The organism is Pseudomonas sp. NFPP24 (genome assembly GCF_900112095.1).
In the GTDB taxonomy this organism is placed as follows: Bacteria; Pseudomonadota; Gammaproteobacteria; order Pseudomonadales; family Pseudomonadaceae; genus Aquipseudomonas; species Aquipseudomonas extremorientalis.
Genome location: NZ_FOKD01000010.1, coordinates 186,519 through 206,797 on the forward strand (window position 1 = coordinate 186,519; position 20,279 = coordinate 206,797).

The following is a 20,279-nucleotide window of genomic DNA, read 5'->3' on the forward strand; positions in this document are numbered from 1 at the left end:
AGCCCCCTCCCACATTTGAACTGTATTGTGTGGAAGACCTAGATAAGAACAAGAGACCTGCTGATGCCCGACATCCTCTGGCAACCCTCCCCGGAACGCATCGCCAACACGCGCATGGACCAGTTCCGGCGCTACATCAACCAGCGCTACAGCCTGCAGCTTGGCGACTACCCGGCGCTGCACCAGTGGAGCATCGACCAGCGCGCGGATTTCTGGCGGGCGATCGTGGACTATTTCGACGTGCAATTTCGCAGCCCGCCCACCGCGGTGCTGATCGAAGACGCCGAGATGCCCAGCGCCCGTTGGTTTCCCGGTGCGACGCTGAATTTTGCCGAACACCTGCTGCGCCGACGTGACGCTCACACCGCCGTCGTGGCTGTCGCAGAACACGGCCAACGCGAACAACTGACCTACGCCGAACTGGCCGCCCACGTCGCCGGCCTGCAACGCAGCCTGCGCGCTGCCGGCGTGACCCAGGGTGACCGCGTCGCGGCGTGTATGCCCAACACCTGGCAAACCCTGGTGGGCATGCTCGCCACCACCAGCCTGGGGGCGATCTGGTCCTGCTCGTCGCCGGACTTCGGCACCCAGGGCGTGATCGACCGTTTTGGCCAGATCGAGCCCAAGGTACTGATCACCTGCGCCGGCTACCGCTATGCCGGCAAGGATATCGACCAGACCGCCAAGCTCAATGAAATCCTCGCGCGCCTGCCGTCCCTGGAGCAGTTGATCATCGTGCCGTATGCGCGCCCCCAGGCCAGGATCGAGGACTATCAGACCCACGCCAGCGTCTGGCTGTGGCCGGACTTCTACCAACCCGGCGGCGAGCCTGACTTCGTCGCGGTGCCGTTCGACCATCCGCTGTACATCCTCTACTCCAGCGGCACCACCGGCGTGCCCAAGTGCATCATCCATGGCACCGGCGGCGTATTGCTCACCCACCTCAAGGAACACGGCCTGCATGCCGACCTGTCCCGCGAGGACTGCCTGTTCTACTACACCACCTGCGGCTGGATGATGTGGAACTGGCTGGTGTCGGTGCTGGCCATCGGCGCCACGGCGGTGCTGTATGACGGCTCACCGTTTCACCCCGGCCCCGAGCGCTTGATCGACCTGATCGATGCGGAACACATCAGCGTGTTCGGCACCAGCCCCAAGTTTCTCGCCACCCTGGAAAAAGCCGGCCTGCAACCGCGCCTCAGCCATGACCTGGGCAGCCTCAAAGCGCTGATCTCGACCGGCTCGCCGCTGTCGCCGCAGAGCTATGACTACGTGTACCGCGAAATCAAGGCCGAGCTGTGCCTGTCGTCCATGTCCGGCGGCACCGATATCGTCTCCTGCTTTGTGATCGGCAACCCGGTGCTGCCGGTGCGGCGCGGTGAAATGCAGTGCAAGAGCCTGGCGATGGCCATCGAAGTGTGGGACGACCAGGGCCGGCCGCTGGTCGGTGAAAAAGGCGAGCTGGTGTGCACCCGGCATTTCCCGGCCATGCCCATCGGGCTATGGAAGGATCCGGAGCGCAAGAAACTGCTCGCTTCGTATTTCAGCCAGTTTCCCGGCGTCTGGGCCCAAGGGGACTACGCCGAACAGCGCCCCAACGGCAGCCTGCTGATCCACGGGCGTTCCGACGCGGTACTTAACCCGGGCGGCGTGCGGATCGGCACCGCAGAGATCTATCGCCAGGTGGAAAAAATCCCCCAGGTGCTGGAAAGCCTGGCCATCGGCCAACGCTGGCAGGACGACGTGCGCGTGGTGCTGTTCGTGCGCCTCAATGACGGTATCGAACTGGACGAGGCCCTGGAACAGCAGATCCGCCAGGTGATCCGTGCCAACACCACACCGCGCCATGTGCCGGCCAAGATCCTCGCTGTCACTGATATCCCCCGCACCATCAGCGGCAAGATCGTCGAATTGGCAGTGCGTAATGTGGTGCACGGCGAGCCGGTGAAGAACACCGACGCCCTGGCCAACCCGCAGGCGCTTGATCAGTTCCGCGATCGCCCGGAACTGGCGCAAGGATGAAAGGTTTCAGCGCTGACGCACTCATTTGAAGACAAACCCCCAATGCATGCTATTTTTCGGGGGTAGTCACTCATTGCCGTCTGACGGGATAATGGGTGTTGTCATTTTTCAAAGCGTTACGCTCAGGGCTTTTTCATGATTGGAACATCCACCGGCAGCGAAGCCGCCGCATTGATTGCGCGGCTGGACTGGGCGCAAAGCCCTCTCGGTGAGGCCGGTGATTGGCCGCAAAGCCTGCGCACGGCGGTCGATATCGTGGTGCACTCGCCGATGCCGATGCTCCTGCTGTGGGGCAACCAGCTCACGCAGCTCTACAACGACGGGTTCGCCCAACTCGCGGGCAATAAACACCCTGGGGCCATGGGCCAGCCGGCGCACCAGACCTGGCCGGAGCTGGAAGGCTTTACCGGGCCAATCTACGACGCCGTGCTCAGCGGCCAGGTGCGCACCTTCAGCGAGCAGCGCTTCGTACTGCAACGCCACAATCGCGATACTGAAATCTGGCTGGACCTCACCTACAGCCCGGTCCGCGATGAAAGCGGCAGCGTTGCCGGCATCCTGGTCACCGCCATCGAAACCAATGAACGGCGCAAGGCCCAGCACAACACCGAACAGCGCCTGCAACTGGCATTGGCGGCCACCGACGCGGTCGGCACCTGGGACTGGGATATCGGCGAAGACCGTTTTATCGCTGACACGCACTTCGCCTACCTGCATGGTGTCGATCCCGACGATGCAAGCCGTTTGCCGATCAGCGACTACCTGCAAGGCGTGCACCCGGAAGACCGTGGCATGGTGGCGCGCAGCATCAAGCACTGCATCACCTTCGGCACCGAGTACGCCGAGGAATACCGCCTGCTGCAAGCCGATGGCCAAGTGCGCTGGGTATTCGCCCGCGGGCGCTGCTACAAGGATCATCAAGGCCGCCCCGCGCGTTTCCTGGGTGCTGCGCTGGACCTGACCGAGCGCAAACACACCGAGCAGGCCTTGCGCCAAAGCCAGAGCGAGTTGCAGCTGATCATCAACGCCATGCCGGTGTTGATCGGTTATGTCGACCACGAGCAGCGGTTCCGCCTGAACAACAGCGCTTACCTGGAATGGTACGGCATGACGCCCCAGGAGCTGTACGGCAAGACCATCCGCGAAGTGCTCGGCGACGAGGTGTATGCCGGGCGTGCAGACAAGATCGAGGCCGCACTCAAGGGCAAGGCCTGCAGCTTCATGACCATCACGCCACACCAGGACGGACGACCACGCCACGCCCTGATGAAGTACCTGCCACGCTTCAGCAATGACGGTTCGGTGAAGGGGTTCTACATCTTTGTGATCGATGAAACCGAACGCAAGCTCACCGAAGAAGCCCTGCGCCACCTCAATGAAAACCTCGAGGAACGCGTGGCCCAGCGCACCCAGGCGCTGGCCGAGGCCAACCAGCGCCTGCAAAACGAAATGTTCGAACGCGAACGCGCCGAAGATGCGCTGCGCCACGCCCAGAAGATGGAAGCGGTGGGCCAGCTCACCGGCGGTATCGCCCACGACTTCAACAATATGCTCACCGGCATCATCGGCAGCCTGGACCTGATGCAGCGCTACATCGCTGCCGGGCGCAGTGACGAGATCGGTCGTTTTACCGATGCCGCCGTATCCTCCGCACACCGTGCGGCCGCCCTCACCCACCGCTTGCTGGCGTTCTCGCGGCGCCAGTCCCTGGACCGTCGCCCGCTGGACCCGAACCAGTTGGTGGCGTCCCTGGAAGAGTTGTTCCGCCGCACCAAGGGCGCGCACATCAGCCTCAAGGTGCAGCTCGGCCATGACATCTGGCCGGTGAACACCGACGCCAGCCAACTGGAAAACGCCCTGCTCAACCTGGTGATCAACGCCCGCGACGCGATGCCCGACGGCGGTGAACTGCTGATCGAAACCGCCAACAGTTACCTGGACGGCACCGACATCACTACCCTGGAACCGGTCAAGGCCGGCGACTACGTGATGCTTGGCGTGTGCGATAACGGCACCGGCATGGCGCCGAAGATTCTGGCCAAGGCGTTCGACCCGTTCTTCACCACCAAACCCATCGGCCAGGGCACAGGCCTGGGGCTGTCGATGATCTACGGCTTTGCCCAGCAGTCCGGCGGGCATGTGACGATCCAGAGCGCGCCGGGCCAGGGCACCTGCGTGCGCCTGTATCTGCCGCGCCTGCATGGCACCTCCCTGGAAAGCGACCTGCCTGCCAGCCTCGGTGAAGCCCCGGTAGCCCTGGCCGGTGAAGCCGTGGTCGTGGTCGAAGATGACCCGGCAGTGCGCATGCTGGTGGTCAATGTGCTCGACGAACTGGGCTACACGGCGCACCAGGCGGGCGACGCCCGGGCTGCACTGCCGCTGCTGGAGTCGGATCTGCGTGTGGATCTGCTGGTGACTGACGTCGGCCTGCCGGGCATGAATGGCCGGCAGCTTGCGGAAATCGCCCGCCAGCACCGGCCGGGGCTGAAGGTACTGTTCATGACCGGTTACGCGGAAAAAGCCGCCGAGCGCCAGGGCTTCCTCGAAGACGGCATGGACATGGTGGCCAAGCCGTTTTCCATCGACCTGCTGGCGACAAAAATCCGCAGCATGATCAACGCCGACGAATGAGTTCAGGCATAATCGCGCGCCGTCGCACACCTGGTAGAGATCAATGAAAGCCCAAGCCCGTCATATCCTGGTGAAAACCAGCGAAGAAGCCGAACAGCTCAAACAGCGCATCGCCAAGGGCGAGGCGTTTGATGTGCTGGCCAAGAAGTACTCCACTTGCCCCTCGGGCAAGCGTGGCGGCGACCTGGGCGAAGTGCGGCCCGGGCAGATGGTGGGGGCGATTGATGCGGTGATCTTCAAGAAACCGGTGAAGGTGGTTCACGGGCCGATCAAGAGCAAGTTCGGGTATCACCTGGTGCAGGTGTTTTACCGGGATTAACCGGCTCTATTTGTATCGCTCGTCGTCGACCTGGACGAGATATAAATACTGCCGGGTGACTTTCCACACAGCCTACCTTGATCGCTATACCAGGACCAGGGAGGCCGGATGTGGACACCGCCAAAATACAACAACTCAGCATTCCAAGTTTGCTCTACGCGTTACATATTCCAAATGTGGCGGACCTGCCCAGCGATCAGGCACGCCAGTTTTTTCAGCGCCTGCTCACACGTTCCCATGTTATCGCCCTGCGTGCCCACGTCTTCTTCAAAACCCTTGATTTCGGCGACGAACACGCGCTGCCTGGCCTGTGCAGATTTCCGCCTTTTCAAACCCTGATTTCCACCGCAGTGACAATTCCCATCGAGAAGTTAACGTTTTCGCTGACCCTGGAATGTCTCTACAAACTCTCAGAAGCCCTCTGGCGCGGAGAGCTTCCAGCGCTGCTCTATCCCACCGCGATTCTTGACCGCACAGCACGGCAGTGTTTCAAGGATGAATTCATCAGCGCATTAACTAACAGCGAGACTTCAAGGAATTCAGCTTACCCTCTGGACCAGGACTCCCTTGCGTTGATCGCGAATATTATCGATATCTATCAACTGCGCGCCTTTCAGAAACTGGAGCTCAATGCGCTCACACTCCATCGTCACGATCCGCTCGACATTCTGAAACGCCAACCGCGCTTATCGCACAACTTGCAGCGGGAAATCACCACGTTCATCAGCAAATCCTTCAGTGCCACGACACACTCGACTTTTTACGCTGCGATCGTCCATGGCTATGTCGATGTCCCATCCAAAGACCGTAAGCCACCTGCCACCGATCGACTGATCATCTATACAAAACCCATCGCGTCGTTGGTAGCAGACTACCTTCGCACAGGTGTCAGGCCTCATCAGCAAACGGACACCCGGTGGACCTCATTGCAGATATCGGTTTATGAGGACACGAGCATCACCAGAGAAGATCGTCCCGCCCTGGTAACTGCCCAAGATTTATTGAAGCAGTCGCCGATCAACCACAGTCAATTCAATCTACATCCTTTCATCTCCGTTGATATCGGCACATTGGATGACTTTCTGGATCGCCTCGACAGGCTCCCCAAGTTGTACCAGCAGGATGTCATAAACTATTGGGCGCCCGTGACCTCTGAAAAGGGGGCCAAGACGATCTGGCGCAACCATCTCAAGCACGCTATCGAAACCACAGCCCGTATCGGGCTGGCGGACAGTACCCTGACGCACGACAGCCATACGCAGATCAATCAGATACTCAGCCAATCTTCCGCTCAAGCACTGCCCCCTGCAATCAGCACCTACACCTGTGCGTTCGTAGATCTTTTCAGCGGTAAGGCATTTCCCATCAGCGGCACATTCCTGATCGAACAGCAGGCATCAGCCTCAAAGCAAAACCGCCTTGTGGCGTTCGCCCTGAACACAGGCGCGGTGGAGTACGAAAGCTGGGAAGCATTCGAGAAGCGCCTGCTTTCCCAGATGGCTGATAGCAACAGTCGACCGCTATTACTGGACCATTTGAGCAAAAAAAGCGCTCTGAACATCGTTGATTTTTGCTCAACACAACCCGCTCGACTGGGTTTGAAAAAAATGCTCACAGCAGCTTACGTCGTTGACGAACTTGTGGAGGGTTTACTCGTCCAGCAGGCGGAAGATTTCCTGCACGACTTCACCGCGATAAAAAATGATACGTTGCCTGCCGGGCTCGAAGCATTTTGCAACGCACTAAATCCATCACTGGCCCAACACTTGACCAAACAGCACGCGCGCTGGATAAACCACCGCCAGACAAGCATGCTTGAACAGTTGCCCGGCAAAACGCTTTCTGATGCGTTAGTACTGACTTCCACTGCGCGCGCGCAGGATATCTACAGCAAAGATCTGGACTCACCCATACTGGACCTCTCGGCACTCAATAAGCTTGCGTTCAATGACACTAAATGCAGAGCGCTGATGATAGGCACCTTGAACACCGACAAAGTGGGTAACACTCTCAAAGGTGTCATGAGCCATGTCGTCAGTTATTTCTCTGCCGAGACACCTGTTCCCCTCTCTCTTCGCTTTCTTGCCCTGCAACGCATCTGCGCCTACCGCGATGAACGCCAGATTTTCAGTTGGCAGCACCCCGGCAGTCTTCGGCACAACTTCTATTACTTCATGCAGCTCTATGCGAGCAACGCCCCCAGCGATCGCCTAGGCTTACGACTCGAAAGCGTGGGCCTCAGGTTACTGGGCATGAAGCAATTACCCAGCGAGGGCGTTCACCCCTACTACTCCGCACGAGAGCTGACCCTCGCACAGGACCAATCTCCCGCGCTCGTTTCCATTTTGTGCAGTGAAATCAAAGCAACACCTGACCAGATTGATCTAACGGCATTAGCGTCTTACCTCAATCTGTCGTTATTGGCGGACTACGACCCTGAGCACATGATCTCACCAGCACAGCCACGTAACTATTCGCTATATCATGAGTTGCTGCTGGATCTTCCAGGCTTGCACAGACTGGGCAAAGCCCTTGGAAAAATCATTGCACCAGGCCGCAATGACGCGCAGACATCATTTAGGGCGCTCGCCATCTCGGTTATAACCGATTATCTCTACCCACCCACCGAACAAAAGCCCGGCTACATTTGTGGTTTGAACTTGCACAGCGTCGAGCTAGGGGAGTCTCCGGTAAGCCAGGTTCGCGAGACGCTTCGAGCGCATCTCAAACAACGCCTCCCGAAAAACGTAGACCGCCAAACCCAGCGGTTCGTCTTCACACTGCTCTGCGCTCGTTATGCACCGGAATTATTAGTGACCCAAGTGCCAGCCACCCTGCTGTACGGGCAAACCCTGGACAGTCTTCACTGGCGTCATGCGGTTGCATGCCTGGAAGCTGAACAGCCATGCTCTAGCCAAGGCCTGAGCTACGTGGAAATAGTCACCGCCTACTCGAATGCTCATTACGCGGGGTTGAGCGATGATAAGAAAACCGCTGTTGCTCTTTTAAAGCAGCTGCCCAGTCTGCACTTTGCCATGTGCCAGGGAGTCATTCCCGAAACCGAAATTGCCTGGGTCACCCATGCCGATAGCCTCAAGGCTGTCGCCTATGTCAGCGAACAAGAGGCCCTCGAGGCACAAACCTTTACTCATCTGGCGCAAGTACCACCTCAACGTAAAAGCATGGCAAGCAGCGCATTCAAAAAAGCCAATCCTGGTGTGGATGCGGAACAGATCATCGCGTTCACAGAAGCCGAGCTCAAGAAGTACTTCCATGTTCACCCCTCCGTCGCGGCAGACCGGCATATTGGACGCCGAATGCGTATGACCCTTCTGGAAAAGTACATGTCCTGTGTGTCCGGTGTGGGGTTTACAGAACAAGAGATTGGGGTAAAACCCTACCCACACGGCGCTTGCGAGTTACAAGCGCGGTTTGACCAACAATTTTCCATCTACAAGGACAACTTTCTAAGCGCCATGGTTGACCGCCTGGCACTCGCGCTGCACGGCACACCGCAATTGGACCGGGAGCGGATACTTAACGCTTACAAATACATAAAGGTATCGTTTGAAAACAGTCAGGGTAACTGGGAGGAAAGCCGCTTTGGGCTCATCGCCCTTTATAAAGAGAACGAGGACATCCAGTACGCCTATGAAATATTTTGCCCTTCAGGAACTGTCCGAGCGCTACCTCTCTCTGCTAAACGCGCTACCCGCATCCACGTGACGTCTTCTCCCCCCACACAGGATGCTCTGTGGCATGAGTTGCCGTATCTGTATATCTCTCCCTTGAATGAAGGGGCTTACCTCAGAGGTGCCCCAGATCAGAAAGAAAGTACGCCGTACTTAATGGTCAGCTTCTACACCGTCCGACGGCAGACACAGGGAATGTCCAGAGCACAAAAGATCCAATACTTGTGCAAAAAAATGGTGAACGCTGTATTCGGCAACATCATGGACCTTGCCTACCCCTATTTGAAGAGTCCTACGCCGTACGAGACCCATAAAGAGCGACTGTTTGCACGCGCGCAACTCATGGCGCGCTTTGTACTGCCTGGATATGCGCTTTATCAGGACATCAAGGCCGGAAAAGTAACACTGGGTACTATCATTACCACGGCCCTTGAAATGTTCAGCCTGTTACTGCCGTTTGTCGGACTTGGCATCAAGGCCCTTAGTATTTCCACGCGCCTTGGTCGGGTCATCATTCTTTCTAAGTCAACGAATTTTTCAAAGGTAGCCTTAACAGCAGCCAAGGCGATCCAACCGTTACAAAGTTCTTTACCCAATGTACTCCTGCGGTCTCTAGGTGCGGCTAATCCCTTCGGCGCCATTGCACTGTTATTTCAATACAGTCACAAAGGCATGCTGGCCATCAAGTTTTTACTTAGATTTACACGCGCCGAAATGTCGCAGGGGCCAACACTGTTCAAAACGCTTGCACACAGGCATCTTCCAGCACTTGAGTACCGCCCCCTCTCCGCTGTACCCACTGCGCAAGGCCGCGCGCAGTTCTTCAAACCTGACACCCGCACCGGCGACAACAAACTCAATATCCAACAACAATTCAAATTACACGCTCGTGCTGTCGACGTATCAGAGATAACAGCCGTCAACTCAATGTACGTAAAAGAAGGGAAAACCTATATTTATCTTCAGGGTAACATCTTCGCTGTGAGAAAACTGCACGGCACTGACGACTATCAACTTTACAACGACACTCACATCGGCCCTCGCGTCAAGTTCGATCACACTCGAAACAGGTGGGAGATACAATGTTGAACCCTGAACATCACTGCACCCCTCCTGTCAGCGCCCTACAACCCTTGGCGCCCCTTCATACCTCAAGAGTTCCGGTGGTTAAGTTTGAGCATCATCTATCTGTTCTTGATGCGGAGGGCGCGCCGATGAGTATCTGGTACGACGTGCAGCATGGCGTCTGGATGACACACCCTGATACCATTGACGGCGAACTCCTCACCCAAGCTGTATGGCTCACCCATGAGGGTTACTGGGACCGCGGAACGTTGGAAGACTGGCAAGCCATCAGGCACAAGTTGCCCCAGCCCACTGAATTCAGAAACGTGGAGCTTCCTGGCTATCCCGTGTTGCCCACGGATACACAACCGATTCCGCGAGAAATTCATAAAATATGGATAGGTACTTTACTTCCCAGTCAGAACCTCATTGACGCGCTTACCCGTAACGCCGCGCACACAGCGGGTTATAAGGTCATCGTCCATACCGATGTGAGTGATGACTTATTGATTCCCCTTACACAGATACTGAAAAACGCCGTACCCACGTTGACGATTGCTCCGTTGAACGGCACCGTGTTTTTTGAAGATTTCAAAAAACACGCCATCTATAAGCACTACCTGAATATCTCCACAGGCACCACAACCAACTACTCGGCAGCGTCTGACATATTACGCTACCCGCTCGCCAATCATTACGGAGGCATCTACATGGACATGGATGACTGCTTCACAACGAAGATAAGCGAGCAAGTGTTCATGGCGGCGAGCAATGATGTATTACTAGGCACTTTCATCAATGCGCCCCATGCAGACTTTTATGGTTACAACTCCAGTATTTTCGCCACTCACGCCAATAACCCGGTATTGGTCAAGGTAACGGAAGAGATGCTCAGCCGGTGCGACAAGCATAAGGATTTCTTTATCAAACCCAGACCGCACTTTACTGGCAAATACGATTCAACCTACGAAGCCTTAAAAACCTACTCAGCCGAGCTTTTTCAATTGACCGGTCCGCAAGTATTCAACGATGTACTAGCACGTGAACGACCGGATTATTACGGCGTACTGGTCCAGCGCTCCCGCAGCCATGGCACCAAGATTAACCCTGGTGTAGTTGACACCGCTTACTTTCATAAATTATCCAAGGTGACGGACCATTACTTCCCCTTTTTCGAAAGAGCCCGTGTGGTAATAGGCGTAGAGCACTCCTGGATCACAACGTGAAACGAGTTCACGGGCCGATCAAGAGCAAGTTCGGGTAGCACCTGGTGCAGGTGTTTTACCGGGATTGATGGGTTGGCTGCAGACCGCTACCGGGGGCAAGCCCCCTCCCACATTTGAATAGGTTCACAAATCAAACTGTGGGAGGGGGCTTGCCCCCGATCCGCCGCAGGCGACCATTCACCCCCGGGGAATCAGCGCCCCCGGCACCTGGATAACCCGACTGGCCAACCGATGCCCAGCCAATGCAGCCTGCTCCGGCGAGCTTCCCTTGAGCCGCCCGGCCAGGTACGCCGCACTGAACGAATCCCCCGCCGCTGTCGTGTCCACCACCTTTTCCACCTTGATCGCCGGCACGCAAAAGCGCTCGCCGTTGCAGCGTATCAGGCACGCATCCGCGCCACGCTTGAGCACCACCTCTTTAATATCCGGATACGCCGTCAACACCTGCTCGCTGTCGGGATAGCCAAACAGGGCACGCTCGTCATCCTCGGTGAGCAAGGCAATATCCACTTCGGCCAGGACACGCCCATACGCAGCACGCGCCGCCTCGACACTCGTCCACAGTCGCGGCCGGTAGTTGTTGTCGAACACCACCTTGCCCCCGCGCCGACGGGTTTCGATCAGGGTTTGCAGCAAGCGTTCGCGGCCGATTTCACCCAGCACGGCCAGGGTGATACCGCTGAAATACACCACGTCATAGCCCGGCAGCGCGGCCAGGATCGGCTCGGCTGCCGGCGTGGTGAAGCAGTCGCGCACGGCGGCTTCGTTGCGCCAATACAAGAATTTGCGCTCGCCGTTGGCATCGGTCTGGATGCAGTACAAACCCGGCAGACGTCCGGGCAGGCGCTGGACCATGCCCACCCCCAACCCTTCGTCAGTCCATTGCCGGCACATGGCATCGCTGAAGCTGTCATCGCCCAGGGCAGTGACGTAGTCGACACCGCCGGTATCGCCCAACTCGCGGCGCAGGTACACCGCCGCGTTCAGGGTGTCGCCGCCGAAGCTCTGGTGCAGGCTACCGTCGGCACGGTGTTGCAGTTCGATCATGCATTCGCCGATCAGGGCGATGCGGGGTTGGGTGCTCATAGCGATTGTCTCGGGAGTGACTGATGGCCTCATCGGGGGCAAGCCCCCTCCCACATTGGAATGGGTTCACACATCAAACTGTGGGAGGGGGCTTGCCCCCGATGGGATCGACGCGGTCTAGAAGCAGGTAGGCAGAGACTCAATCACCTGCAACTGCTCATCCACCAGGCAACCGACCTGCCACTTGTCGAAGGTCAGGCACGGGTGCGAAGTGCCAAAGGAAATGATGTCACCAATACGCAGTTCAACCCCCGGCGCCACCGTCATGAACGCATGCTGGTCCATCACCGCCGTCACCTTGCACGCGCTCACATCATCGCCTTCCGCTGGCAGGATACCGGCCTTGTAACGCTTGAGCGGCACCGGCAGGCCGGCATCATAGGCCACGTCGCGCTTGCCCAGGGCGATCACCGCAAAGCCCGGCTCGGGCAACGACTGCACATGAGCCCAGACTTCCAGGGCCGGGTGCAGGCCTTCATCGAGGTCGCTGCGGCGGTCGAGCACGCAGCATTGCGCTTCTTTGTAGATGCCATGGTCATGGGCCACGTAGCTGCCGGGGCGCAGCACACTGAGGAAGCGGCCGGCGGCGTTCTGTTCTTCGAACGACTCGGCGATCAGGTCGTACCAGGCCGAGCCCGACGCGGTGATGATGGGCTTGGGCAGGTCGAAAGAGCCGTTGTTCTGCAAATCCACCGCCAGGCGCACCAGGCTCGCGGCGAAATCGCGGATACCACTGATGGCGTGCTCGCCGTGGATCACGCCCTCATAGCCTTCGATACCGGTAAGGGCCAGGGCCGGCTGGGCCTTGATCGCCTTGGCCAGTTCGCGCACTTCCTGCTCGCTGCGGCAACCGCAACGGCCGCCGACCACGCCGTACTCGATCATCACGTTCAGGCGCAGGCCACGGGCGGCGAAGAACAGCCCCAGGTCGGCGACGTTGTCCGGGTGATCGACCATGCAGTGGAAGTCGAAGTCCTTGTCGGCCAGCAGGTCAGCGATCAATGCCATGTTCGGCGCGCCCACCAGTTGGTTGGCCATCAGCACGCGGCGCACGCCACCGGCATACGCGGCGCGGGTCTGCACGGCGTTGGCCAGGGTGATGCCCCAGGCGCCTGCCTCGATCTGACGCTGGAACAGCGCCGGCATCATGCTGGTCTTGCCGTGGGGCGCGAGCTGCGCGCCGCTCTTGCTGACAAAGTCCTGCATCCAGCGGATGTTGTGTTCCAGCGCATCGCGGTGCAGCACCAGGGCCGGCAGGCTGACGTCGCGGACCAGATGGGCACCGACGGCGGCGGCGCCTTTTTCAACGGCATTGATGGCAGACATGAAATGCTCCTATTCGTTGATGCGACGGGCCAGGTTGTTGGCACTTTCAATCAACACCCGGCGATAGTCGTTGTAATTTTTGATCGCATCGGCGCGCGGAGCGACGATGCACAGGGTCGCAATGCTGATGCCTTGCGCGTCCCGCACCGGGGCGGCAAAGCAATGGGTAAAGGTGTCGGCCACACTGTCGAAGGAAAAGAAACCATCGAGGGTGGCCTGACGGATTTGTGCCAGGAAGGTATCCAGCGGCAAGCGCTGGCCATCCGGCAGGATAAAGTCATCGTGATCGATCAGGTCGACGATCTGCTGGTCGCTCAAGTGCCCCAGCAACAGGCGCCCGGAAGCGGTCCAGGGGATCGGCGCGTTTTCGCCGATGTCCGAAGAAATACGAAAATGCCGCTCGCCCTCGCGCATCAGCGCCACCGTGTACTTGCGCCCGTTCAGCAGGCACATCTGCGCGGTTTCGTGGGTCTGGCTGACGATCTCCTGCAAGGCGTGGTCGGCCTCGCGGGTCAGGTCGAAATGCCGCAGGTGTGCCTGGCCCAGGAAATACAGCTGGCGGCCGAGGTAGACGTGACCGTCCTTGCCCACTGTTTCCAGGATGCGTCGCTCCAGCAGTGACGCGACCAATTCGTAGACGGTGGATTTGGGGCTGCCGATGCCGCTGGCAATATCATTCGGGCGCAGGGGCTGGCCGATTTCCTTGAGAAAATCGAGGATATCGAATGCCCGGTCCAGGCCTTTGGCACGGCGTTTGATGGTGTCTTCGGTCATGGCAGCCTTCGATTCCTGTAAAAATGCTGTGATCTGCGCAGATCCTTGTGGGAGGGGGCTTGCCCTCTCCCACATTGGATTTTCCGTGGTTTCAAGAATGGGGCATTTAGCCCTTTTTCTTGTAGGCCACGCAATCGATCTCCACCTTGCAGTCGACCATCATGTTCGCCTGCACACAGGCCCGCGCCGGGGCGTGTTCCGGGGTGAAGTATTCGCCGAAGACTTTGTTGAAACTCCAGAAGTCCCGCGGGTCCTCCAGCCATACCCCCACGCGCACCACATCTTTCAATTCGTAGCCAGCCTCTTCGAGGATCGCCACCACGTTGCGCATGGTCTGCCGGGTTTGCTCAATGATGCCGCCAGTGATGATTTCGCCATCCACCGCAGGCACCTGGCCCGAGACGTACAACCAACCGTCCGCTTCCACGGCGCGGGCGAAAGGACGGGGTTGGCCACCGCCGGCAGTACTGCCGGCACCATAACGAGTAATGCTCATAACAACAGGCTCCTGATTAAAAACGAATGTTCTTGAGAAATTCCGCCAGGCGCGGCGATTGCGGGCGCTCGAAGATGTCCTTCGAGGTGCCCTGCTCTTCAATGCGGCCCTGGTTCATAAACACGATCTTGTCCGAGACTTCATAGGCAAAGCGCATTTCGTGGGTGACCAGCAACATGGTCATGCCCTCTTCCGCCAGGCCCTTGATCACGCTGAGGACTTCGCCCACCAGCTCCGGGTCGAGGGCCGAGGTGACTTCGTCGAACAGCATCAGGCTGGGGTTCATGGCAATCGCGCGGGCAATCGCCACACGTTGTTGCTGGCCGCCCGACAACTGGCCGGGAAAGTGGTTACGACGCTCCAGAAGTCCTACACGATCCAACCATTTTTCCGCGAGCGCCACCGCCTCGTCCTTAGGCATTTTCTTAACTTTCAATAAGCCCAGGGTGACGTTTTGCAACGCCGTCAAATGCGGGAACAGGTTGAACTGCTGGAATGCCATGCCGGTCATGGCACGATGCTGGGCAATCACGCGCTCGGGGTGACGCACCCGCTTGCCGGCAACTTCGCTGTAGCCGATGGACTCGCCATCCAGGGTGATCTGCCCGCCCTGGAACTCCTCCAGCAGGTTGACGCAGCGCAACAGAGTGGTCTTGCCCGAGCCGCTGGAGCCGATCAGGGTCACCACGTTACCGCGCTGCATCGACAGGTCGACGCCCTTGAGCACTTCCACCTGGCCGTACTGCTTGCGCAGGCCGCTAATGTTCAGCAGTGGTGGGTTGGTTTGAGGTTGGTTCATGGCAAGGCCACCCGCTTTTCAATGTAGCGCCCGAATAACTCGATGGCGTAGTTGATGACAAAGAACATAAAGCCTGCGAACAGGTAAAACTCCAGGGTCATGAAGGTGCGTGCGATCACTTGCTGAGTGCTCAACAGCAACTCGGCCACGCCGATCACCGAGAGCAGGGTCGAGGCCTTGACGATTTCCGTGGAGGAGTTGACCCAGGTCGGCAGGATCTGGCGCAGCGCCTGGGGCAGCAACACATAACCCAGGGACTGATAGAACGTCAGGCCAATCGCCTTGCCCGCTTCCAGTTGCCCACGGGGAATGGCTTGCAGCGCACCGCGCACGATTTCCGAGACGTGGGAACCGCAGAACAGCGTCAACCCGACCGCACCGGCCTGGAACGCGGTGATCTGCCAACCGAGCGCCGGCAGCATGTAGAAGCACGCCAATACCAGCACAAACACCGGCGTGCCCCGGATCAGGTCGACGTACAGCCGGAACGGCGCACGCATCCAGAATTTGCCGTAGGTCAGGATCAACCCGGCGACTATGCCGATCAGGGTGCCAAAGATAATCGCCAATGCGGACACATAAACACTGGCCTGAAAACCCGCCCAGAGGGTATCCCGGGCGATCCACAACTCATGCAGCCAGCTGGGGGATTCGTACATGGAAACCTCTCTTAACGACGGATCGCCAGGCGCTGTTCCAGGTAACGGAGCAGCATGGCAATGAGGTAACAGGCGGCCACGTAGAGCGCGGTCGTGACCAGCCAGGTTTCAATAACCCGGTAGCTCTCGACGTTGATCTTGCGGGCGTAATAGGTCAGCTCCGGCACCGCGATGGCGGCGGCGAGCGAGGTGTCCTTGAACAGCGAAATGAAGTTGTTCGACAGCGCGGGCAACACATTGCGCAGCATCACCGGCACGGTGATGTAGGCACGGATACGCCACTCGCCCAGACCGATGGCCAGCCCGGCTTCACGCAAGCCCTTGGGAATATTCAGCAGCCCGGCGCGAAATACTTCGGTCAGATAAGCCCCGGCGTACAACGACAAGGTGATGATGAACGACGGGATCTTGTCCAGGCGGATGCCCAGGCTGGGCAAGGCGAAGTAGATCAGCAGGATCAGCACGAGGATCGGCGTATTGCGGATCACCGTCACATACACCGAGGCCAGCACGCGCAGTGCCTTGTGTTTCGACAGCATGGCAAATGCCATCATCAGGCCGATCACGCAGCCGATCGCGATCGACAGCAGCGCCAGCTCGAGGCCCAGGCCGAGCCCCGCCAGCAAGCTGGGGAAGTCGCGCCACACGGCGGCAAAGTTCAACTGATAGTTCATGGTCAGCAGTACCTGATTGGGGCGCCGTCAGCGACGCCCCAGGTTTTCGATTTACTTGAACTCAACCGGGAAGCCGATCGCAGGTTCCGGCAGATCCACGCCGAACCATTGCTTGAACGAGGCCTTGTAGGTGGGGAACTCCACGCCGGTCATGGCTTCATGCAGCGCGGTGTTGACGAAATTCAGCCAGTCCTGATCGCCACGCTTGACGGCGCACGCATAGGTTTGCGGGCTCCAGGCGTAGGCCGGGCTGCGGTAACGACCTGGGTTTTGCACCATCAGGTACTTGACCGAGGACTGGTCGGTGGCCGCGGCATCGGCGCGACCGGAGTTCACCGCCTGGTACATCAGGTCGACGCTGTCGTACTGGTCGACCTTGGCTTTGGGCAGGGCCTGGTGCACCAGCTCTTCGGCATACACGTTTTGCAGCACGGCCACGGTGACGCTGTCGCCGGCGGCCTGCAGGTCTTCGATCTCTTTGTACTTGCTGTTGTTGGGCAGCAGCAGGCCCACGCCTTCGCGGTAGTACGGCAGGGTGAAGGCCACCTGCTGCGCGCGGCTGGCGGTGACGGTGATGAACTGGCAACTCATGTCGACCTTGTCGGTCAGCAGGTTGGGAATCCGCGCATCAGAGGATTGCACCACGAACTCGACCTTGCTCGGGTCATTGAACAAGCCCTTGGCCACGATGCGGCCGATGTCGATATCAAAACCCTGCAACTTGCCATCCGCTCCCTGGAAGTGCCACGGCGCATTGGTACTGCCTGTACCCACGATCAGATGCCCACGTTTGAGCACATCATCGAGCTTGCTGTCCGCCGCTTGCGCTTGGCTTGCGAGGGAGGCCGATGCGGCGAAGAGAAAAACACACGCTTTGAATACGGAAGGTCGGTGATGCATGACAAGCACTCCAGGAGTTGTGTATTCCGCTATACCGGAACTTAGTATGTAACAACGGAATAGACAGCAGAAAGTGTGCCACACGCGCTAACAGAAAAACACGGCATGAATAAATCTGTTTTAGATCAGATAGATAAATGAAGATCCGTAACCAGGCGTTAAGCCAGCACTTGAAATCTCTTTGCTACCCAAGGCCCCACACGGCGGTGACAGGCCACACTTGCGTGCGCTACAGCAGTATTACCACGCACCGTTGCGGTGCGGCTGTCGCGTGGAAAAATCCCCGCGCTGGGCTAGCCTTGGCACATTCATTCCGACAAGGACTCCACCCCGATGACCTTCCGCCTCACCCTGGTTTTGCTGTCCCTTCTGGTGGCCGGCAGCGCTTCGGCCAGCAACGACCGACGCGAATGCAAGGCCGAACTGCGCAAGCTCAACGAAGCCCTGAGCACCAATTACACAAGCCAGAACCACCACGGCTACCGTCAGGCGAAGGCCTCAAGGGACAATCTGGAATACAAGAAATGCGCAAGCCAGGCGCGCAAAGCCCGCGAACGCTTGGAGCGTGACCGGGACCTGTGAAGGTTGACAGTAGACGACTGACGCCCCCCCGGCTTAGCGTGAGCCAGGCCTGGAGGGAAATATCGATGAGCTATGTGAATGCCGTGATTGCAGACAAAGCTGCGTTTGAGCGCGAACTGAACACCCCACAACCCGTATTTGTGGTTTTCATGTCACATGAATGCACGGCTTGCACTGATGCGATGCCGCGTTTCATGCGCATCAGCGAGCACTACAAGGAGCAGGTCAAAATCTTGATTCTTGATTGTATAGACACGCCTCCACACCCAAGGGTCGACCGTATCCCGATGCTGTTGATCTACCGCAATCAGGTACTGCTCGAAGCCCTTCCCGGCCTTGGCGAGCAAGCGCTGCGAAGCGCCTTCGAGCAATACAGCCAACTACCCGCCGTTACGCCTGGTGCATAGGCACCAGGCAAACCTGCGTCACCCGCCGCTCTTCCACCGCCGCCACCGTCATGCGCCAGCCCTCATGTTCCAGGCTATCGCCCACCACTGGCAGGCGGTCGAGCAGGCTCATGACCAGACCGGCCAGGGTCTGGTAGTCCTCGGTCGCCGTCGCCTTGAAACCGGTACGCTGGCGGACCAGGTTGAGGTTCAAGGCACCATTGGCGCGAAAGCCATCGCCTTCCTCGACGATATCCGGCCCCTCGATTTCACTGGCATCCGGCAACTCACCGGCAATGGACTCGAGAATGTCGGTCATGCTCAACACGCCCATAAAGTCACCGAATTCGTTGATGACGAACGCAATGTGCGTGGATTCCTGGCGCATCTGCTCCAGCGCATTGAGGACCGAAAAGCTGTCGAGCAAGTTGATCGCCCGACGCGCCAGGTGCTCCAGGTTCGGCTCGTTGCCGGCCAGGTACTCCTTGAGCAACTCCTTCTTGTGCACGAAGCCCAGCGGCTCATCGACGGCGCCATTGCGGATCAACGGCAGTCGCGAATAGGACGAGTGCATCAGTTTCAGGCGGATACTGTCGGGGTCGTCCGCCAGATCAATGCAGTCGACCTTGGCTCTCGGCGTCATCAGCGTGCGGATCGGTCGCTCGGCCAGTTGCAGCACGCCGCTGATCATCACGCGCTCACGTCGATCAAACAGCGGGCCCTGGGTGGCATCCGGCTCGCCGAGCAGGTCGGCCACCTCTTCACCCACCTCTTCCACCGCCAGGCTGCGACCGCCGAGCAGGCGCATCACAGCATGGGCGGTACGCTCGCGCACCGGCAACACGCCTTGCGCCGACTTCTTGCGGCGTGAACGGGCGATCTGGTTGAACACTTCGATCAGGATCGAGAAGCCGATGGCGGCGTACAGGTAACCCTTGGGAATATGGAACCCCAGGCCTTCGGCGGTCAGGGCGAAACCGATCATCATCAGGAAGCCCAGGCACAGCATGATCACCGTCGGGTGCGCGTTGACGAAGCGTGTCAGCGGCTTGCTCGCCACGATCATCAGGCCGATGGACACGATCACCGCGATCATCATCACCGCCAGTTCGTCCACCATGCCCACGGCGGTAATCACCGCATCCAGGGAGAACACCGCGTCGAGCACCACGATCTGTGCCACGATCGGCCAGAACATCGCGTAGGCCACATTGCCTGTGCGCTGGGCCACATGCCCCTCGAGGCGTTCATGCAATTCCATGGTGGCCTTGAACAGCAGGAACACACCACCAAACAGCATGATCAGGTCGCGGCCGGAGAAGCTCTTGTCGAACACCTCGAACAACGGCTGGGTGAGGGTCACCAACCAGGAAATACTCGCCAACAGGCCCAGGCGCATCAGCAACGCCAGGGACAGGCCGATCAAGCGCGCACGGTCACGCTGCTCCGGCGGCAGCTTGTCCGCCAGGATCGCGATAAACACCAGGTTGTCGATGCCCAGTACCAGTTCCAGCACAATCAAGGTCAACAGGCCGAGCCAGGCCGTTGGATCCGCTAACCATTCCATTTATTGAGTCTCTTCAGTCATCGATTTTCAGAATGCCGGGCACGGCAGAGTGCGGTCAGTAGACCGGTAAAAGGT

At 58.7% G+C, this 20,279-nt stretch carries 16 protein-coding genes; 7 read left to right on the plus strand and 9 right to left on the minus strand.

Annotation, left to right across the window (positions count from 1 at the left end):
* The first annotated feature begins 63 nt into the window (after positions 1-63).
* From BM026_RS21670 to BM026_RS21690, 5 genes are all read left to right on the plus strand, one after another.
* Complete coding sequence (locus BM026_RS21670; RefSeq protein WP_093530030.1) at positions 64-2,022, plus strand: acetoacetate--CoA ligase; 1,959 nt, start codon at positions 64-66, stop codon at positions 2,020-2,022.
* A gap of 135 nt (positions 2,023-2,157) precedes the next feature.
* On the plus strand, positions 2,158-4,653 hold the full coding sequence (locus tag BM026_RS21675; RefSeq protein ID WP_092244337.1) for a PAS domain-containing protein: 2,496 nt from the start codon (positions 2,158-2,160) through the stop codon (positions 4,651-4,653).
* A 43-nt stretch (positions 4,654-4,696) separates the two neighbouring features.
* A complete protein-coding gene (locus tag BM026_RS21680) occupies positions 4,697-4,972 on the plus strand; it encodes a peptidylprolyl isomerase (RefSeq protein WP_003174397.1) in 276 nt (91 codons plus the stop codon).
* A gap of 110 nt (positions 4,973-5,082) precedes the next feature.
* Entirely contained in the window at positions 5,083-9,753 is a 4,671-nt protein-coding gene (locus tag BM026_RS21685; protein WP_093530032.1) for a dermonecrotic toxin domain-containing protein, read from the plus strand.
* Entirely contained in the window at positions 9,747-10,955 is a 1,209-nt protein-coding gene (locus tag BM026_RS21690) for a glycosyltransferase (protein WP_093121243.1), read from the plus strand. The genes BM026_RS21685 and BM026_RS21690 overlap by 7 nt, the downstream gene beginning before the upstream one ends.
* Positions 10,956-11,132: 177 nt before the next feature.
* Here the strand turns inward: BM026_RS21690 and BM026_RS21695 are convergent, their stop codons facing one another.
* The 8 genes from BM026_RS21695 to BM026_RS21730 form a co-directional block, all read right to left on the minus strand.
* Positions 11,133-12,041: a sugar kinase gene (locus BM026_RS21695; protein WP_092244346.1), complete on the minus strand. Its 909-nt coding sequence runs from the start codon at positions 12,039-12,041 to the stop codon at positions 11,133-11,135.
* Between the two features lie 117 nt (positions 12,042-12,158).
* Positions 12,159-13,367 (minus strand): amino acid deaminase, encoded by a 1,209-nt coding sequence (locus BM026_RS21700; protein ID WP_093121244.1) that lies wholly within the window; start codon positions 13,365-13,367, stop codon positions 12,159-12,161.
* A 9-nt stretch (positions 13,368-13,376) separates the two neighbouring features.
* Positions 13,377-14,141 carry an IclR family transcriptional regulator gene (locus BM026_RS21705; protein WP_058424172.1) on the minus strand — a complete coding sequence of 255 codons (765 nt, stop codon included), beginning with the start codon at positions 14,139-14,141 and terminating at the stop codon, positions 13,377-13,379.
* A gap of 106 nt (positions 14,142-14,247) precedes the next feature.
* Positions 14,248-14,637 (minus strand): RidA family protein, encoded by a 390-nt coding sequence (locus tag BM026_RS21710; RefSeq protein WP_010210958.1) that lies wholly within the window; start codon positions 14,635-14,637, stop codon positions 14,248-14,250.
* A gap of 16 nt (positions 14,638-14,653) precedes the next feature.
* Positions 14,654-15,436 carry an amino acid ABC transporter ATP-binding protein gene (locus BM026_RS21715; protein WP_071488005.1) on the minus strand — a complete coding sequence of 261 codons (783 nt, stop codon included), beginning with the start codon at positions 15,434-15,436 and terminating at the stop codon, positions 14,654-14,656.
* Complete coding sequence (locus BM026_RS21720) at positions 15,433-16,095, minus strand: amino acid ABC transporter permease (RefSeq protein WP_016976586.1); 663 nt, start codon at positions 16,093-16,095, stop codon at positions 15,433-15,435. The genes BM026_RS21715 and BM026_RS21720 overlap by 4 nt, the downstream gene beginning before the upstream one ends.
* A gap of 11 nt (positions 16,096-16,106) precedes the next feature.
* Positions 16,107-16,769: an amino acid ABC transporter permease gene (locus BM026_RS21725; RefSeq protein ID WP_025857547.1), complete on the minus strand. Its 663-nt coding sequence runs from the start codon at positions 16,767-16,769 to the stop codon at positions 16,107-16,109.
* Between the two features lie 51 nt (positions 16,770-16,820).
* A complete protein-coding gene (locus BM026_RS21730) occupies positions 16,821-17,669 on the minus strand; it encodes a transporter substrate-binding domain-containing protein (protein ID WP_092244352.1) in 849 nt (282 codons plus the stop codon).
* Between the two features lie 333 nt (positions 17,670-18,002).
* Between BM026_RS21730 and BM026_RS21735 the strand changes: the two genes are divergently transcribed.
* Positions 18,003-18,251 carry a hypothetical protein gene (locus tag BM026_RS21735; RefSeq protein WP_093530034.1) on the plus strand — a complete coding sequence of 83 codons (249 nt, stop codon included), beginning with the start codon at positions 18,003-18,005 and terminating at the stop codon, positions 18,249-18,251.
* A gap of 65 nt (positions 18,252-18,316) precedes the next feature.
* A complete protein-coding gene (locus tag BM026_RS21740; RefSeq protein ID WP_093530036.1) occupies positions 18,317-18,658 on the plus strand; it encodes a thioredoxin domain-containing protein in 342 nt (113 codons plus the stop codon).
* Here the strand turns inward: BM026_RS21740 and BM026_RS21745 are convergent.
* Positions 18,642-20,204, minus strand: coding sequence for a TerC family protein (locus tag BM026_RS21745; RefSeq protein ID WP_092244361.1), 1,563 nt, complete (start codon positions 20,202-20,204; stop codon positions 18,642-18,644). The genes BM026_RS21740 and BM026_RS21745 overlap by 17 nt on opposite strands.
* Positions 20,205-20,279 lie beyond the last annotated feature (75 nt).